The organism is Clostridium felsineum DSM 794 (assembly GCF_002006355.2).
Lineage (GTDB): Bacteria > Bacillota > Clostridia > Clostridiales > Clostridiaceae > Clostridium_S > Clostridium_S felsineum.
Genome location: NZ_CP096980.1, coordinates 672,230 through 687,847 on the forward strand (window position 1 = coordinate 672,230; position 15,618 = coordinate 687,847).

Sequence of the window (15,618 nt, forward strand, 5' to 3'; positions counted from 1 at the left end):
AGGCTAATTATATGAATATTTTAGAGGAAAAAGGAAATAATTTCATTTAAGACTGTTTATTAATAAAAGAAAATGTGATATTATAATAAATTGGATATTATTATCGAAAAAAATGTTAAATAGTAAGTTATACATGCTAAAGTGTATAGTCTTATAATTTTTATTTTTAGTTTTTAACTTAATATTACAGTAAAATATAAATGTACATATAATAGTTTAGTGTTTTGAAAATTTATAGATTATGTTTAAGGTGGATTTACTAAAAATGTTAAGCACTAGGCTTTTAAATCTTAGGAGGGTAAAAAATGGAAAATATACTCGTAAAGCAACTTTATAGATTATCCAGTGAGTTTGGTGGAAAAAAAATAAGATTATCAGGTTGGGTAAGAACTATAAGAGCATCAAAATCTTTTGGTTTTATTGAAATTAATGATGGAAGCTTTTTTAAGAACATTCAAGTAGTATTTGATGAGAAACTTGATAACTTTAAGGAAGTTTCTAAATTTGTAATAAGTTCAACAATTACAGTTGAAGGAGAGTTTGTTATTACACCTAATGCAAAGCAGCCATTTGAAATACATGCTGAGAGCATTAAACTTGATGGTAATTCAGACAATGATTATCCACTTCAAAAGAAAAGACATACTCTTGAATATTTAAGAACTATTGCACATTTAAGACCTAGGAGTAACACTTTTTCAGCAGTATTTAGAGTGCGTTCTTTAGCAGCTTATGCAGTACATAAATTCTTTCAAGAAAAAGATTTTGTATATGTAAATACACCATTAATAACTGCAAGTGATGCTGAAGGAGCAGGGGAAATGTTCCAGATAACAACACTTGATATGAAGAATCCTCCAAAAACTGAAGAAGGAGAAATAGATTTTTCGAAAGACTTCTTTGGTAAAAGAGCAAATCTTACAGTTAGTGGTCAATTGTCAGCAGAAACTTTTGCGTTAGCTTTTAGAAATGTATATACTTTTGGACCAACATTTAGAGCAGAAGATTCAAATACTGCAAGACATGCAGCAGAATTTTGGATGATAGAGCCTGAAATGGCGTTTGCTGAGCTTTCTGACTACTTAGATACAGCAGAAGAAATGGTTAAGTATATAATAAACTATGTTATGGAAAATGCACCAGAAGAAATGGAATTCTTTAATACAAGAATTGATAAAGGATTATTTGATAGATTAAACAATGTTGTTAACAGTGAATTTGGAAGAATTACTTATACTGAAGCTGTTGATATACTTGAAAAATCAGGAGAAAAATTTGAATATCCAGTAAAATGGGGAGTAGATCTTCAAACAGAGCATGAAAGATATTTAACTGAAAAGGTATTTAAAAAGCCAGTATTTGTAACAGATTATCCTAAAGAAATAAAAGCATTTTATATGAGAATTAATGATGACAATAAAACAGTTGCAGCAGCAGATTTACTTGTTCCAGGAATTGGAGAGATAATAGGAGGAAGTCAAAGAGAAGAAAGACTTTCAGTATTAGAGAAGAGAATGGAAGAGTTGAATCTGAACAAAGAAGATTATTGGTGGTATTTAGAACTTAGAAAATACGGAGAAACTAAACATTCTGGATACGGTCTTGGATTCGAAAGAATGATTATGTATTTAACAGGTATTTCAAATATAAGAGACGTTATACCATTCCCAAGAACAACAGGTTCAGCAGAGTTTTAATAAAAAGTGTGGATACTAAATTAAAATAAGTATCCACACTTCATTATTTAAATCTTATAATTAAAGTCATTCCACATCCGTTTTCTTCTTTTATTCTTTTACGAAAACCAAACTTTTCATAAAAACCTTCTTTGCCGTGAGCACTTAACAGTTCAATACAAGTTTTCCAGCCTTCAGGTGTTTTTGACTCAATAAATGAGAGCATATCAGTTAAAATAAGTCTTCCAACACCTTTATTTTGGTATTCCGGCATAACAGCTACATCCTTTATAAAATAGGACATACTTAAATCACCTACAATTCTACCCATAGCAATAAAATTATTATTATCAAATATGCAAACTGTATACAATGAATTTTTTAGTGCTTCTTCTACTTGAGTGATTTCAGGATGCCCCCATCCAACAGCTTCAGCCAAAGCGTTAAATATTTCAGGTGTTAAACTGCCCCTTTTTAATTGAAACATATGATTTTCCCCCTTTTAGTATAAAATAAAAAATGATAAGCGGTATAGCTTATCACTTGTCATTTTTAGCTATATATAACGCATAAATTCTATTATATTCTGACTCATAAAAGATTCTGAGGTTAGACCTCGCTAGTAGGAATATTTTATAATCCACAATGTAAGAATTTTATTGCGTTATATATAATTAATCCCCATTTAGTTCTTTCATAATCTTCTTTGCTATAGCATCAGCATCTAAATCATCATTAACTTCTAACATAAGTTGCTGACATTTACCTGCTGCTTCACCAGTAAGATAAACTACTTCACCAGTAATATTATCAATCTTTTTTACAACTCTGGCTCTATCACCTTTTTTTATTAAGAGCTTTCCGCCTACTCCTAAACTTATATAATGATCTGTTTTAAATTCAATTACTTGACCAATAGAAACCTTCATAATTAATTCCCCCATAAATTATTTTCTTACTTGACCGTCACCATATATTATGTATTTGGTTGTGGTAAGTTGATTTAATCCCATAGGTCCTCTTGCATGTAATTTTTGAGTGCTTATTCCAATTTCTCCTCCGAAACCAAATTGCTCACCGTCAGTAAATCTTGTAGAAGCATTTACATATACAGCTGCTGCATCCACTTCTTTTAAAAACCTTTGTGCATTGGTGTAGTTTTCAGTTATTATAGCCTCAGAGTGATTTGTGCTATATTTGAATATATGGTCAATGGCTTCATCCAATGAACCGACCACCTTTACAGATAGTATTAAATCCAAAAACTCTTTTGCATAGTCTTCGTCTACAGCAGGAACTACATCACTAACTATCCTTTGAGTTACTGAGCAGCCACGTATTTCTACATTTAAGTCCTTGAGTTTTTTGCATAATCTAGGAAGAAATTCATCAGCCACATCTTTGTGAACTAAAAGACTTTCCATAGCATTACATACAGCGGGACGTTGAAGCTTAGCGTTAATTATTATATTTTCAGCCTTTTCAAAGTCAGCATACTTATCTACATAAACGTGACAATTTCCTGTTCCTGTTTCAATTACAGGTACTGTTGAGTTTTCTACAACACTTTTTATAAGACCAGCACCACCCCTTGGAATCAGTACATCTATAAGTCCATTTAATTTCATCATTACATTAACAGTTTCCCTATCAGTTATATCAATAAATTCAATTGAACCAGAAGGTAGACCGCTTTTTATTACAGCTTCTCTAATAACCTTTATAATAGCTGTATTTGAATTTATAGCTTCTTTTCCACCTCTAAGAATAACTGCATTACCAGATTTAATGCATAGAGCAGCAGCATCTACAGTAACATTTGGTCTTGCTTCATAGATAATACCAATAACTCCAAGAGGTACTCTCATTTGACCAATTTGAAGTTCATCAGGTGTTTTCCACATTTTTATGATTTCACCAATAGGATCTTGAAGAGAGGCTGTTTTTATAAGTGCCTCAGCCATATTGTTAATTCTTTTATCGTCTAAAGTAAGTCTGTCTATTAGAGCTTTAGATGTGCCAATTTTTTCTGCAGCTTCAATATCTATTTTATTTTGAGATAATATATAATCCTTATTTTCTAAAAGAGCCTTACTCATTTCTAGAAGAGCCTTGTTCTTGGTGTTTGTGTCCATATATGAAAGTTTTTTTGCAGCTAGTTTGGAGTTTTTAGCCTTTTCAGTAACATAATTTTTTATATCCATTTTAATCCTCCAAATTAATTTATTTGTTTTTTCGGATAAATAAAGTTCCTTCGTTATCAAAGTTTAAAATATTCTGTATAACCTCTTGCTTTTCCCCATTGGCAATAACCATAGATATGCCTTGTTCAGTAGTTATTGTAGCGGCTTTTATTTTTGTTGCCATTCCACCGGTACCAAGCTTTGAACCGGCACCACCTGCTGAGTTTATAACCTTCTCATTTACTTCTTCAACAGTATGTATAAGCATGGCATTTTTATTTGTAGAAGGATTTGAATCGTATAAACCATCTATATCTGAAAGAAGAATGAGTAGATCAGCTTCTATTAAACAAGCAACTCTTGCAGATAAAGTATCATTGTCTCCAAATTTTATTTCATCAACTACGGTTGCATCATTTTCATTTACTATAGGAATTATTCCGTTATCAAGAAGGGCTGAAAAGGTATTTTGAACATTTACAACTCTTTTTTTACTTGATAAATCTTCTCGTGTTATTAACATTTGACCTACTATTTGGCCATATTCGGCAAAAAGTTTTTCGTAAGTATGCATTAAAACTCCCTGACCTACGGCAGCGGCTGCTTGTTTTTCCGGTATGGTTTTTGGTCTTTCTTTAAGCCTTAGTTTGCCTAATCCAGCACCTATAGCGCCAGAGGAAACTAATATAACTTTAATGCCTTGATTATGTAAGTCTGCAAGTTGTCTTACAATATGTTCTATTTTATAAAAATTTAAAAGTCCACTGGGGTGTGTTAGCGTGGAACTTCCTACCTTTACTACTAGTTTTTTTACATTACCCAAGTATTGTTCTCTTGTGTTCATAATTTTTTAGCTACTAAAATATTGTATAAATATTTTGTGAATTTAAAATAATATTAAGGTCAATTATTCAATATTTTAAGAAGCGCAGCCTCCTTTATAAATTATTAGCTGATAAAAAGATTTTAATGTATAATAAAAAATATACATTTATTCATAAAATTATATCACAAAAAATCGTTTGTTTTCAAGGAGTGAAGAAGATGAGGAGTAAAGTTGGTTTTATTGGCTGCGGAAATATGGCACAGGCAATAATAAAGGGAATGGTTAAAGCTAAAGTAATAGAAAATAGCAGCATAATGGTAAGTAATCCTTCCAGTGAAAAACTAGAAAAGATTAAAGAAGAATGTGGAGTTTCAATTACAAATGACAATAAACAGATTGCGTTAGAATCAGATATAATTGTATTATCAGTAAAGCCTAATAAATATGAAGAGGTTATAGATGAAATAAAAGAGTTAGTACAAAAAACCGCCGTAATAGTTATAATAGCAGCAGGTGTTTCAATAGAAAAGACAAGAATTATGTTTAAAAATAACAAAATATCAGTTGTAAGAGCTATGCCGAATACACCAGCATTAGTAGGAGAGGCTATGACAGCTGTAGCACCATGCAAAGAAATAAATGAAGCTGAGTTAAAGGAAGTAATGGAGATTTTTAATGCTTTTGGAAAGTGTGAAATTGTAGATGAGAAATTAATGGATGTAGTAACAGGAGTAAGTGGTTCATCACCTGCATATGTTTATATGTTCATAGAAGCTATGGCAGATGCAGCAGTTTTAAATGGAATGCCTAGAGAGAAAGCTTATAAATTTGCAGCTCAATCGGTGCTTGGAGCAGCTAAAATGGTACTTGAGACAGGTAACCATCCAGGTAAGCTTAAAGATGATGTATGCTCGCCATCCGGAACTACCATTGAAGCAGTATATACACTTGAAAAAACTGGATTTAGATCTTCTGTAATTTCAGCAGTTGATGCATGTGTGAAAAAATCAAAACTTATGTCAAAATAAATAAAAATTGAGTGTGCAAAATTAGCCACTCAATTTTTTTATATCATTATAAATAGTGCTAAAAAAAAGCTTATTTCGGCACTACAGAAGCTTGAAGGTGATAGTAATTCATCAAGGTTAAGAACAAAAATTGATGAAATAGGATGTATTATAAAAAACAGATATGAGTTATTAACAGTATCGTACATAGCTGGTGTTTTTTTTGGAGGTTCTCTTTGTATGTTCATTTTTGTAGAATTAATAGACATGATACAAGCAACAACAAGGGAATTTATACATGATGATAAAAAAGGCAAATTAATATCGCTTATATTATTTGTTACTTTTTTATTTAAAGAACTATATGAGATAGCACATCATCATCACTAATTATTAATAGGAAAAGTATAGGGCTCTCATGAAAGTGAGAGCCTTTTTAGAGCTTCAATCTGGAAAAGTACTCTTTATACTCAAGATATTATCTAAATTATCAAAGAATATATCAATAAGTTTTGGATCAAACTGCCTTCCTTTTTGATTCTTAAAATGAAGCAATATTTTATTTAAACTCCAAGCCTCCTTATAAACACGTTCTGTTCCTAAGGCATCAAAAACATCGGCTAAAGCAGTTATACGACCATATATATGTATATTGGTACCTTTAAGACCATAAGGATAGCCAGTGCCATCGAATTTTTCATGATGTTCAAGAGCTATTATAGCTGCACTTTTCATTAATCTTCTATTTGAAGACTTTAACATATCATAACCAATTTTAGAATGAGTTTTCATAACCTCAAATTCTTCATTTGTAAGAGAACTTGGTTTATTAAGTATACAATCAGGTATTGCTAATTTTCCAACATCATGCATCGGAGAAGCAAGTTTTATAATTTCGGCTTCTTTTAAAGGAAGACCGTACTTAACAGCTATTAAATTGGCATATTCAGCAACTCTTTTAACATGATGACCTGTTTCGTGAGAACGAACTTCAGATATTTCACCCAATGTAAATATTATTTCTTTTTGAGTGGATTCAAGTTCGTGGTTAAGACAGATATTGTCAAAGGCTATATTCATATTTTTACAAAACAAATCTATTGTTTTTATAGAAGATTTTGCAAGATAAGTTAGCTTATCAAAATAAATTAACATTTCATTATTGTAATTGTTGTTAAAATACAATATAAAATGATCCTTTGAAAATTTATTTTTCTTTGTGGAAATTACTAGTTTAAAATCCCTTAAAGTATTAGAAGAAACGGAATTTACTATGTTTTCACCTATATGAGAACTAAAATTACCTCGCCCAAGAAGTATATAAAAGTTTTTCCCTTTTCTTGAGGCAACAAAGCAGGAGGTGTTCAAATAAGGAAGATTACTTCCAGATTTAATTATTAAAGATAATTGATTAAGCATGCCAACAGCAAACTTTTTAAGGGAGTGAAGTTCAAAAATTATAGAAGAAGATTTTATTACTTGTTCCAATCCCTTTTTACTTTTTTCAGTAAGTGATATAGTTTCAAAAGAGTTTAAAGAAGAAAGTATAGAGGATAAAATCATATTTTCATTTAAATCTTTATCATAAATAAACTGATTTATGTTATATCTCATAACTATTTTGTCAGGAGTATATTTCCCAGCAAAGCTATTTTTTAATATTATTTGGAGACTTTTATTTTTTAATATATCACGTATGTAAGTTACTATGAATAGTTCATTGTCTACAGATTTTAAATTTATTGGCTTTTCTAAATCTATAAATAAAAGAGCAGCATCACTATTATTATTAATAATTGTTTTACATTCCTCAATAGAATAAGTATGTAATATGTTTATTGAGGCATTTTTTATTCTTGCTGAATATAAAATTTTAGCTATAAACTCATGATTATACTCATTTTTACTCAAAATTATTACTTTTAATATATATTGTTCTGAATAAAACATAATATCCTCCATATATTTAAATATATGTATATTATAGAATAAATAACAATGAAATAGAATACCTTACATCAAATATTATGACTTAATTTGAACTATAGAAATTTATAGTATTTATGATATTATAAATATAGATAGTTAATGTAATATATAATTACATATGTATAATGCTAAATTTTTAGAGATATGCTTCAGAGGTGATATTGTGATTGTTAAAGATAATCCTATAGGTGTTATTGATTCTGGTGTTGGAGGTATAAGTGTTTTAAGGGAAGCTGTAAAAAACTTACCCCATGAAAATTTTATATATTATGGAGATTCAAAAAATGCACCCTATGGAATAAAAAGTGTTGAAGAAGTAAGGAGTCTTACTTGTAGTGTTGTAGAAAAACTTCTTAAGATGAATATAAAGGCGCTTGTAGTAGCATGTAACACAGCAACTAGTGCAGCAATAGATGAGCTAAGAGAAAGGTATAAGAACATACCTATTATAGGTATAGAACCAGCGCTTAAACCAGCAGTAGAATTAAAAAGAAAGGGTAAAATAATAATAATGGCAACACCTATGACCCTTTCAGAAATTAAGTTCAGAAAGCTTATGGAAAAGTATGAAGAAACTTCTGAAATAGTGAAGCTTCCTTGTCCGGGCCTTGTGGAGCTTATAGAAGATGGAATTGTGGAAGGACCAAAAATGCAGGAGTATTTAAGAGGTAAATTTAGAGAGTATGAAAAGGATGATATTGCGGCATTTGTACTCGGTTGTACACATTATCCATTTGTAAGAAAAGAAATAGGAAAAATTGCCCATGATGTACCGATAATTGATGGTAGTGAAGGTACGGTTATGCAATTAAAAAGAAAACTTAAGAAATATGATATTTTAAATGATAATTCTAAAGGGGGAGAAGTTCAAATACTTAACTCTTTAATTAGCGATAAAATAATAGACTTAAGTTATAAGCTTTTAAAGCTAAAATGATAGATTTCATACATCATTTTATTTCACATAATGCTTTTTAGTGAATAAATTAATAGTGGACTTACTGTAAGGTAAATACACAGATAAAACTAGTGAAATAAGGTGATGAAGTGAGGGTTTTTACTTTAGAAGATATAAATATAAAAAAATGTGATGGCATTAAAGGTGAAATTTTGAGAAGACATGTTAAATATTCATGGAATGAGCCTGCCAATTGTATAACTATTGCCAATCATGGGAATAGTGGTAATATCTATATTGTTTATGGTATTAAAATTAATTTATATGATAAAATAGAAACATTAGATATATTTGCAGGAGAAGATTCTTGTAGAGTTTGTAGTAACAAGGAGAGTATTTTTAACTTGGATTATGTGTATGAGAATGATATTGATACATTTCTTCAGATAAAAGAGAACGTAAGTGGTAAAAATGGTGTTTTTAATATTTTAGAAAAGGATGCTTTTTTAATTTTGCCAGGAGGATGTATTATAATAAAATTACCGAAGGAAGTACTTTCTTTAGAAATTGATATGAATTTTAAAAAAGATCCTATAAAATAATATCTTATAAAAAGTAAAGACTAGTAAGGAAGGTAATAAAATGAAAAACAATGGCAGAATGTTTATATATGGTTTTGATGAAAAAGAAATAGATGAGTTAAAAAAAATAGTAAGTGAAAATAAGCTTCCGGGATTCTCAAAAATAGAAGAAAATATGAGTGAAATGAGAATAAGGGATATAATAAAAGGTGTTAAGATGGAAACACATAACGAAGAATTACCGAATTGTAAGCTTGTTTTGTTTAATAAATTTGTAGATAAAGAGATAGAGACAGCTATAAAAGCTATAAGAAATATAACTGAGAGTTCACCAATATTTGCAACAGTAACACCAACATCTATGAATTGGACTATAAAACATTTATTAGATGAATTAAATAAAGAGCGCGAATGGTATATAAAAAATGGATATAAAAATGTTTAAATAAGAAGCCTTCTTTTTAAGGCAGAATATATAGGTACTATAGGTGACAGACTGAATTTTGTCTGCCACTTCATTAAATTAAAAGGGATGGTATTATTATGAATAGAGCAGGAGAAAAGGTTAAAATTATAAGAGAAGAGGCTAAATTGTCTCAAAAGCAATTTGCTAAGAAATTAGGGGTTAACGAGAAATTTATTAATGAAATTGAAAGTGGAAGAAAAGTCATAACTGAGAGTATTATACATAGAATTAAAAAATTATATGGAAAAGATATAAATGATATAAATATGACTGTAGATGAAGAAGTTACAGAAACTAATTATGAATTTAAAAGTGTTCAAAAGAAGAAGGAAAAAAGTGAAGTTTGGACAGATGCATTTAGCTCAATATTAAAAAGCGTACCTGTGTATGACTATACATTTAAAAATGTAATAGATAAAAAATCACTTCCTGTAATAAATAATAAAATTGAGGGTTTCAATCAGGATAAAGTGTTTTTTATAAAGATTGAAAACAATGATATGACAGGTTTTAGAATAATGAAAGATGATATAGCTTTTGGACATACCACAGTTGAAATAGAAAACAATGCTATTTGCCTTATTGAATACAATAATCTCAGAGTATTAAGACAAATAAAAAGGCTAGATAGCAATAAATTACTTCTTATAAGCAATAACGGGAATTTAATGACACAAACGGTTCAGGTGCATGACATTAAGATTATAGGTAAAATAACTAAAGTAGAGTTTTCGGTATAAATATTAAAAAATAGGTCTATAAGGATAATGGCTAATAATAACGCTATTATCCTTATTTGTTTTGGATTATATTTAATAAGTAAATAATATTTAGATAAATACTAAAAAAGACTTGCCATCGTATTACAACTGTAATATAATAATGGTATTACAATTGTAGTATAGTACATTGGATTTTAGAAAGGATAGAATGATAATGAAAAATATATCGGATTCCGAATGGAAGGTTATGAAGGTTATTTGGAGTAAACCTCCTATGCTAGCTAGTGAGATAATTGAAAAATTAAGTGAGGAAACAGATTGGAACCCTAAAACAATTCATACTTTAATTAGACGTTTAGTTACAAAAGGTGTGTTAAAGGCAGAAAAAGAAAAAAATTATTACAGTTATTATCCATTAGTATCTGAGGAAGAGTGTGTTCAGGCAGAAACAAAAACTTTTCTTGAAAAATGTTTTGAAGGTTCTTTTAATGTAATGATATCTAATTTTATTAAAGGTGATAAACTATCAGATAAAGAAATAGATGAACTTGAAAAATTATTAGAAAGCAAAAAGAGTAGGTAGTATTATGATTGATATGGTTTTTATTTTTAAACACATATTATATATGGGAGTTAGTTCAAGTTTAATAATTTTAATTATACTTTTAGTAAAAAAAATTTTTAATAAAACTTTAACTATTAAATGGCATTATTATATATGGATTCTACTTATTATTAGATTGACTACTCCGTTTTATATACAAGGAAATGTAAGTATAAATAACTTTGCTTATTCTTTGGTAGAGAAGGTAAGTGTACATAATAAGTTTATAAATAATATAAAAAGTACGACTACTTCTTTTTCTAAGAATAATTTAGCTGATAATCCTAACATCAAAATCAATAAGGCATTAGATAAAGGCGTTAAAACAAAAGTTAGAAATAAGGTCAATGTTAAGAGTAATGGTTCAATTTTGATTAAAGCTAGCTTTATATGGATGCTAGGATTAATGTTGATATTCATGTATATAATTTATCTCAATATATTTGTAGCTGTAAAAATTAAAAATTATAAGAAATCATATGATGTAAGGTTAAACTCTATACTTGAAAGCTGTAAGGAAATTATGAAGGTTAGAAAGAATATAAGTATATTGACCTCCAAAGAAGCAAGAACTCCATCTCTTTATGGTTTGTTTAGAGTAAAAATTTTGGCTTGTGAGTCTCATATGGAACGTTTAACGGATAATGAAATAAAGTATGTTTTTCTTCATGAATTAGCGCATTATAAAAGAAAGGACATAGTTTTTAATTGGATTATTATAATACTTCAAAGTATATACTTTTTTAATCCTCTAATTTGGTATGCTTTTTACAAAATGCGTGAAGATTGTGAAGTTGCTTGTGATGATTTGGCTCTCGAGAAATTAAATCATTCAGAATACAAGGACTATGGAAGAACAGTACTGAAGTTATTAAGGTTTTTTTCAGAATCAAACTTTATACCATTAACCGCAGGACTCGCTAAAAATAAATCCAGTTATAAAAGGAGAATAATTATGATTAGCAATTTTAAAAAGAGAAAATTTATATATACTATAGGTTCAGTAACGCTAATAGCCTTAGTTGGTTTTGTTGGTTTTACTAAATTAACGTCGTCAAATGATAAAAATATAAAAAATAGTAAAGTAGCAGTTGATAAAAAAATAAACCCAATAAAGAAGGCAGATACAAAATCAAATAATCAAACTTCAAATGTTAATAATAGCCAAGATAAAAATGTTGCAGCAGCTACACCAGCGCCGGCACAAACACCAGTACAACCAGTTAGTGACAAGAATAATAATACAAAAACAAATTCTACAAATACCAATAAACAAAATCAGCAAAACAAAAAGGTTGTAGAAGTTAATACTCTTAGCAGTACCGCTTCAAAAGCTGAAAATACAACACCTAATCAACAATCGAATGTTTATGAAAGCCAAAGCTTAGGCATAGAAATTACTTTCCCAGAAAGTTGGAGTGGAAAATATTATGTATCAGAGAGTTCAGGTTGGTTAACCGTTTATTGTAAAGGTCAAAAGCATGATGGAGAACTACTTTGGATACACAGAAATTCTCCGGAACTTACAGGACAAGGCTATGATGCTATAAATGGAAAATATGTATTTACAGTTGGAGGTGCTGACTATTTTGTTGGAGGGCCTACAGGAATAATGATTGAAGAAGATGATCCTAATTTTAAAGACTTTATGACAATGCATTCACAGCTTCCAGAGCTTGTAAACTCAATGAGGGCTATTAAATAAGCTTAAATTTATTATAAAAAGAATAACTAAAAAAGGGCATTAGCTTAAGTGGAAAATAAAAAGCTAGTGTCCTTTTTATGTTTTTTGTAACATATGTATTACAACTGTAATATATTAATGGTAGTACAGCTGTAATATAAGGGTGAAATGCCCTTTAGAGAGGATTGAATTGTATATGAAAAATATTTCGGATTCCGAATGGAAGGTCATGAGGGTTGTTTGGAGTAAGTCTCCAATATTAGCTAGTGAAATAATTGAAGAAGTAATTAAAGATACTGAGTGGAACCCTAAGACAATTCATACTTTAATAAGACGTTTAGTTAAAAAAGGAGTATTAAGAGCAGAAAAAGAAAAAACTTATTACAGTTATTATCCAGCGGTGTCTAAAGAGGAATGTGTTCAAGAAGAAACCAAAACCTTCCTGGAAAAATGCTTTGGTGGTTCTTTTAATGTAATGTTATCAAATTTTATTAAGGGCGATAGGCTGTCAGATGATGAAATAAATGAACTTGAAAAACTATTAGAAAATAAAAAGAGTAGGTAGAGTCATGGATAATTTGGTTTTGATTTTTAAAAGTATTTTCTATATGGGAATTAGTTCAACTCTAATAACTTTAATTATTTTGCTAGTGAAAAAAGTTTTTAATAAAACATTAACAACAAAATGGAACTACTATATATGGATTTTATTAATTATTAGATTGACTACCCCATTTTATGTACAAGGTAATGTAAGTGTACACAATTTTTTATATCCCATAGTGGAAAAGGTTAGTATGACTAATAAAATTATGTATAGTGTACAAAATAGTAAAGTTTCTTTTACAGATAATAAAGAAAAAAATACTGTAAATAGTATTTCTAATAAAAAAATTTTGAAAGTTAATAAAAATTATAGCTCTTTATGGGTCAAAGCCTCTTATCTTTGGATAAGAGTTTTAATTCTTATATTTGCGTATATACTATTGGTAAATATATTTGTAACTGTAAAAATAAAAGCTTATAAAGAATCTTTTTAGAATCGAATTTTATTCCATTGACAGCAGGAATTTCTAAAAATAAATCTAGTTATAAAAGGAGAATAATTATGATTAGTAATTTTAAAAAAAGGAAATTTATATTTACTGTAGGTTCTATAGTATTAATAGCTATAGTTGCCTGTATAGGTTTTATTAAGATAAATTCATTAAGTGATAAAAGTACAAAGAGTACTAAAGTAGTAGTACAGAAAAAAGTAGCACCAGTTAAGAAAACTGATAATAAGGTAAATAAGCCAGATAATACAGCAGTAAATAGTCAAGTTTCAGATAAAGCTGTGGCTCAAAACAAACAGGTTAATCAACCATCACCTATAAAAAAATCTAGGGCAGTACAAAATGAATTGGCAACTGTTAATACAAATAAAGCTGTGCAGCCAGTAAAAAAAGTCGTAACTGAAGAATCAAACGTTTATGTGAGCAAGAACTTAGGAATAGTAATGACTTTTCCAGAGAGTTGGAGTGGAAAATACTCTGTAGAAGAGACTTCCGATTATTTGGATATTTATTTTAATGATCATAAGAATAAAGGATTGTTACTTTTGGTTAAAAGAAATTCACCAAATCTTAGTGGTGATGGCTATGATCCTATAATAGATGGAAAATATGTTTATAGAATAGGAGATAATGATTACTTTATTGCAGGAACTACAGGAGTAACTGTTGATGATAATCAGCCAGATTTCAAAAATTTTATGCAAATGCATTCAGAGTTGCCACAGGTTATAAATTCTATGAGGGCAATTAAATAATTGAAATTTAATAATAAAAGAGCAGTAATAAGTTTTACTGCCCTTTCTGCGTTAAATAAAATGGTATGGGAAGCTCAGGATCTGAGTATTCAGTATTTATATATGTTTTTGGATAAGCATCTCTGTATTGAGAGGGAGTTACACCTTCGTACATTTTAAATAACTTCATAAAGTATTTCTCATCTTTAAAGCATAGTATATATGAAATTTCTTTTATGGTCTTATCAGAATTAATTAGAAGTTCTTTAGCCTTACTAATTTTTAAGGTATTAATATATTTTAAAGTACTAATACCCAAGTTTTTCTTAAATAGTCTAGTTAAGTGATCAGGTGTGAAATTGAATTTATTTGCTACAGTGTGAACAGAAAGTTCTGTAGTTACGTTTACCCTAATGAATTCTAATATATCAAAAAACTTTTTGTTCACTATCCCATTGTTTTTTTGTGACAAAGTAAAGGAATTTACAAATTGTTGAGTGAGTTCTACAACAAAAGCAGACAAAAGGAAATTAGCAGCTAAATGAGTATAATAGGGGGAATTTACAATATGAAGTATTTGTTTTAAATATATAAATGGTTTTCCAGAATCAATTAAGGAAAAAAATGTAGGGAGTAGTATTGATTCATTGACTTTAGTTTTATCTGAAAATTCCACAATCTCATTATATATATCTTGATTTGTTAGAGTATATTCTTCTGAATTACATAGAAAGTGTATCCAGAAAAAGCTGCTGCCCTCCTTTGAAGGTGCGTAGCCATAGTGTGGAATTTTAGGGGGTAGAAGTAATACGTCACCAGGGTTTACAACATACTTTTCGTTATCTTGCATAATGTAGATACTACCTTTTACTCCTATTATAATTTCATAGTCTTTTTCGAATTTAAAAGCTTTATGCGTCCAGTTATTGTCACAAATAAATTGACCGGCCTTAAAAAAAGAAAGAGGAGTGCTAATATTTGTTTTGAAATATTTCATATCTGATTTCACCACCTAAAATACGATTCTATAAGTTGTTGATAAAATGTAAACGATTTATAATAAGGGTACATAAAGGTAGAAATTACTAATATCATTATAAATCCTCATAAATGCTTATGTCAAATTAGTAAAATATATTCTTATATAAATTTGGAGGTGAGAAGATTTAAAACACTAAATATCGGATTTGACA

General features: G+C 29.1%; 19 protein-coding genes. 12 read left to right on the forward strand and 7 right to left on the reverse strand.

Features of this window, described 5'->3' with window-relative positions:
- Positions 1-305 precede the first annotated feature (305 nt).
- A complete protein-coding gene (asnS, locus tag CLFE_RS03120) occupies positions 306-1,697 on the forward strand; it encodes an asparagine--tRNA ligase (RefSeq protein WP_077893366.1) in 1,392 nt (463 codons plus the stop codon).
- Positions 1,698-1,740: 43 nt separating this feature from the next.
- Here the strand turns inward: asnS and CLFE_RS03125 are convergent, their stop codons facing one another.
- The 4 genes from CLFE_RS03125 to proB form a co-directional block, all read right to left on the reverse strand.
- The gene (locus CLFE_RS03125; protein WP_077893367.1) at positions 1,741-2,163 is read right to left on the reverse strand and encodes a GNAT family N-acetyltransferase; all 423 of its coding nucleotides are present in this window, start codon (positions 2,161-2,163) and stop codon (positions 1,741-1,743) included.
- A gap of 187 nt (positions 2,164-2,350) precedes the next feature.
- The gene (locus CLFE_RS03130) at positions 2,351-2,605 is read right to left on the reverse strand and encodes a hypothetical protein (protein ID WP_077834908.1); all 255 of its coding nucleotides are present in this window, start codon (positions 2,603-2,605) and stop codon (positions 2,351-2,353) included.
- An 18-nt stretch (positions 2,606-2,623) separates the two neighbouring features.
- Entirely contained in the window at positions 2,624-3,880 is a 1,257-nt protein-coding gene (locus tag CLFE_RS03135) for a glutamate-5-semialdehyde dehydrogenase (protein WP_077893368.1), read from the reverse strand.
- Between the two features lie 19 nt (positions 3,881-3,899).
- Positions 3,900-4,703 carry a glutamate 5-kinase gene (proB, locus tag CLFE_RS03140; RefSeq protein ID WP_077834906.1) on the reverse strand — a complete coding sequence of 268 codons (804 nt, stop codon included), beginning with the start codon at positions 4,701-4,703 and terminating at the stop codon, positions 3,900-3,902.
- Between the two features lie 200 nt (positions 4,704-4,903).
- On the opposite strand from proB, the gene proC reads away from it, so the two are divergent.
- Positions 4,904-5,713 carry a pyrroline-5-carboxylate reductase gene (gene proC / locus CLFE_RS03145; RefSeq protein WP_077851382.1) on the forward strand — a complete coding sequence of 270 codons (810 nt, stop codon included), beginning with the start codon at positions 4,904-4,906 and terminating at the stop codon, positions 5,711-5,713.
- Between the two features lie 38 nt (positions 5,714-5,751).
- Here the strand turns inward: proC and CLFE_RS03150 are convergent, their stop codons facing one another.
- Entirely contained in the window at positions 5,752-5,940 is a 189-nt protein-coding gene (locus CLFE_RS03150) for a hypothetical protein (protein WP_139356148.1), read from the reverse strand.
- Between CLFE_RS03150 and CLFE_RS03155 the strand changes: the two genes are divergently transcribed.
- A complete protein-coding gene (locus tag CLFE_RS03155; protein WP_242951610.1) occupies positions 5,933-6,082 on the forward strand; it encodes a hypothetical protein in 150 nt (49 codons plus the stop codon). The genes CLFE_RS03150 and CLFE_RS03155 overlap by 8 nt on opposite strands.
- Positions 6,083-6,136: 54 nt before the next feature.
- On the opposite strand, the gene CLFE_RS03160 is transcribed toward CLFE_RS03155, so the two are convergent.
- Entirely contained in the window at positions 6,137-7,642 is a 1,506-nt protein-coding gene (locus CLFE_RS03160; protein WP_077893369.1) for a DUF3369 domain-containing protein, read from the reverse strand.
- Between the two features lie 202 nt (positions 7,643-7,844).
- On the opposite strand from CLFE_RS03160, the gene murI reads away from it, so the two are divergent.
- The 9 genes from murI to CLFE_RS03205 all read left to right on the forward strand — a co-directional run bounded on the left by murI (position 7,845) and on the right by CLFE_RS03205 (position 14,446).
- Positions 7,845-8,618, forward strand: coding sequence for a glutamate racemase (gene murI / locus CLFE_RS03165; RefSeq protein ID WP_077893370.1), 774 nt, complete (start codon positions 7,845-7,847; stop codon positions 8,616-8,618).
- 110 nt (positions 8,619-8,728) lie between these two features.
- Positions 8,729-9,181 carry a hypothetical protein gene (locus CLFE_RS03170; RefSeq protein WP_077834902.1) on the forward strand — a complete coding sequence of 151 codons (453 nt, stop codon included), beginning with the start codon at positions 8,729-8,731 and terminating at the stop codon, positions 9,179-9,181.
- 40 nt (positions 9,182-9,221) lie between these two features.
- Positions 9,222-9,605 carry a DUF3783 domain-containing protein gene (locus tag CLFE_RS03175; RefSeq protein WP_077834901.1) on the forward strand — a complete coding sequence of 128 codons (384 nt, stop codon included), beginning with the start codon at positions 9,222-9,224 and terminating at the stop codon, positions 9,603-9,605.
- A gap of 98 nt (positions 9,606-9,703) precedes the next feature.
- Complete coding sequence (locus tag CLFE_RS03180) at positions 9,704-10,366, forward strand: LexA family transcriptional regulator (protein WP_077834900.1); 663 nt, start codon at positions 9,704-9,706, stop codon at positions 10,364-10,366.
- A 196-nt stretch (positions 10,367-10,562) separates the two neighbouring features.
- Positions 10,563-10,931 carry a BlaI/MecI/CopY family transcriptional regulator gene (locus CLFE_RS03185; RefSeq protein WP_322987258.1) on the forward strand — a complete coding sequence of 123 codons (369 nt, stop codon included), beginning with the start codon at positions 10,563-10,565 and terminating at the stop codon, positions 10,929-10,931.
- A gap of 4 nt (positions 10,932-10,935) precedes the next feature.
- On the forward strand, positions 10,936-12,657 hold the full coding sequence (locus tag CLFE_RS03190; protein ID WP_077893371.1) for a M56 family metallopeptidase: 1,722 nt from the start codon (positions 10,936-10,938) through the stop codon (positions 12,655-12,657).
- A gap of 175 nt (positions 12,658-12,832) precedes the next feature.
- On the forward strand, positions 12,833-13,201 hold the full coding sequence (locus tag CLFE_RS03195; RefSeq protein ID WP_077893372.1) for a BlaI/MecI/CopY family transcriptional regulator: 369 nt from the start codon (positions 12,833-12,835) through the stop codon (positions 13,199-13,201).
- A 4-nt stretch (positions 13,202-13,205) separates the two neighbouring features.
- The gene (locus CLFE_RS03200) at positions 13,206-13,676 is read left to right on the forward strand and encodes a M56 family metallopeptidase (RefSeq protein ID WP_077893373.1); all 471 of its coding nucleotides are present in this window, start codon (positions 13,206-13,208) and stop codon (positions 13,674-13,676) included.
- 68 nt (positions 13,677-13,744) lie between these two features.
- Positions 13,745-14,446, forward strand: a complete 702-nt coding sequence (locus tag CLFE_RS03205; RefSeq protein WP_077893374.1) for a hypothetical protein — start codon at positions 13,745-13,747, stop codon at positions 14,444-14,446.
- Positions 14,447-14,480: 34 nt separating this feature from the next.
- Here CLFE_RS03205 and CLFE_RS03210 read toward each other — a convergent pair whose 3' ends face one another.
- Complete coding sequence (locus CLFE_RS03210) at positions 14,481-15,422, reverse strand: AraC family transcriptional regulator (protein ID WP_077893375.1); 942 nt, start codon at positions 15,420-15,422, stop codon at positions 14,481-14,483.
- Positions 15,423-15,618: the final 196 nt, after the last annotated feature.

Bases quoted from the DNA above. Each gene is read 5' to 3' on its own strand.
- CLFE_RS03205 (WP_077893374.1), top strand. From the start codon at position 13,745: ATGATTAGTAATTTTAAAAAAAGGAAATTTATATTTACTGTAGGTTCT.
- CLFE_RS03130 (WP_077834908.1), bottom strand. From the start codon at position 2,605: ATGAAGGTTTCTATTGGTCAAGTAATTGAATTTAAAACAGATCATTAT.
- CLFE_RS03150 (WP_139356148.1), bottom strand. From the start codon at position 5,940: ATGAACATACAAAGAGAACCTCCAAAAAAAACACCAGCTATGTACGAT.
- CLFE_RS03125 (WP_077893367.1), bottom strand. From the start codon at position 2,163: ATGTTTCAATTAAAAAGGGGCAGTTTAACACCTGAAATATTTAACGCT.
- CLFE_RS03160 (WP_077893369.1), bottom strand. From the start codon at position 7,642: ATGTTTTATTCAGAACAATATATATTAAAAGTAATAATTTTGAGTAAA.
- CLFE_RS03155 (WP_242951610.1), top strand. From the start codon at position 5,933: ATGTTCATTTTTGTAGAATTAATAGACATGATACAAGCAACAACAAGG.
- proB (WP_077834906.1), bottom strand. From the start codon at position 4,703: ATGAACACAAGAGAACAATACTTGGGTAATGTAAAAAAACTAGTAGTA.
- CLFE_RS03195 (WP_077893372.1), top strand. From the start codon at position 12,833: ATGAAAAATATTTCGGATTCCGAATGGAAGGTCATGAGGGTTGTTTGG.
- CLFE_RS03135 (WP_077893368.1), bottom strand. From the start codon at position 3,880: ATGGATATAAAAAATTATGTTACTGAAAAGGCTAAAAACTCCAAACTA.
- CLFE_RS03190 (WP_077893371.1), top strand. From the start codon at position 10,936: ATGATTGATATGGTTTTTATTTTTAAACACATATTATATATGGGAGTT.
- asnS (WP_077893366.1), top strand. From the start codon at position 306: ATGGAAAATATACTCGTAAAGCAACTTTATAGATTATCCAGTGAGTTT.
- CLFE_RS03210 (WP_077893375.1), bottom strand. From the start codon at position 15,422: ATGAAATATTTCAAAACAAATATTAGCACTCCTCTTTCTTTTTTTAAG.
- CLFE_RS03200 (WP_077893373.1), top strand. From the start codon at position 13,206: ATGGATAATTTGGTTTTGATTTTTAAAAGTATTTTCTATATGGGAATT.
- CLFE_RS03175 (WP_077834901.1), top strand. From the start codon at position 9,222: ATGAAAAACAATGGCAGAATGTTTATATATGGTTTTGATGAAAAAGAA.
- CLFE_RS03180 (WP_077834900.1), top strand. From the start codon at position 9,704: ATGAATAGAGCAGGAGAAAAGGTTAAAATTATAAGAGAAGAGGCTAAA.
- proC (WP_077851382.1), top strand. From the start codon at position 4,904: ATGAGGAGTAAAGTTGGTTTTATTGGCTGCGGAAATATGGCACAGGCA.
- CLFE_RS03185 (WP_322987258.1), top strand. From the start codon at position 10,563: ATGAAAAATATATCGGATTCCGAATGGAAGGTTATGAAGGTTATTTGG.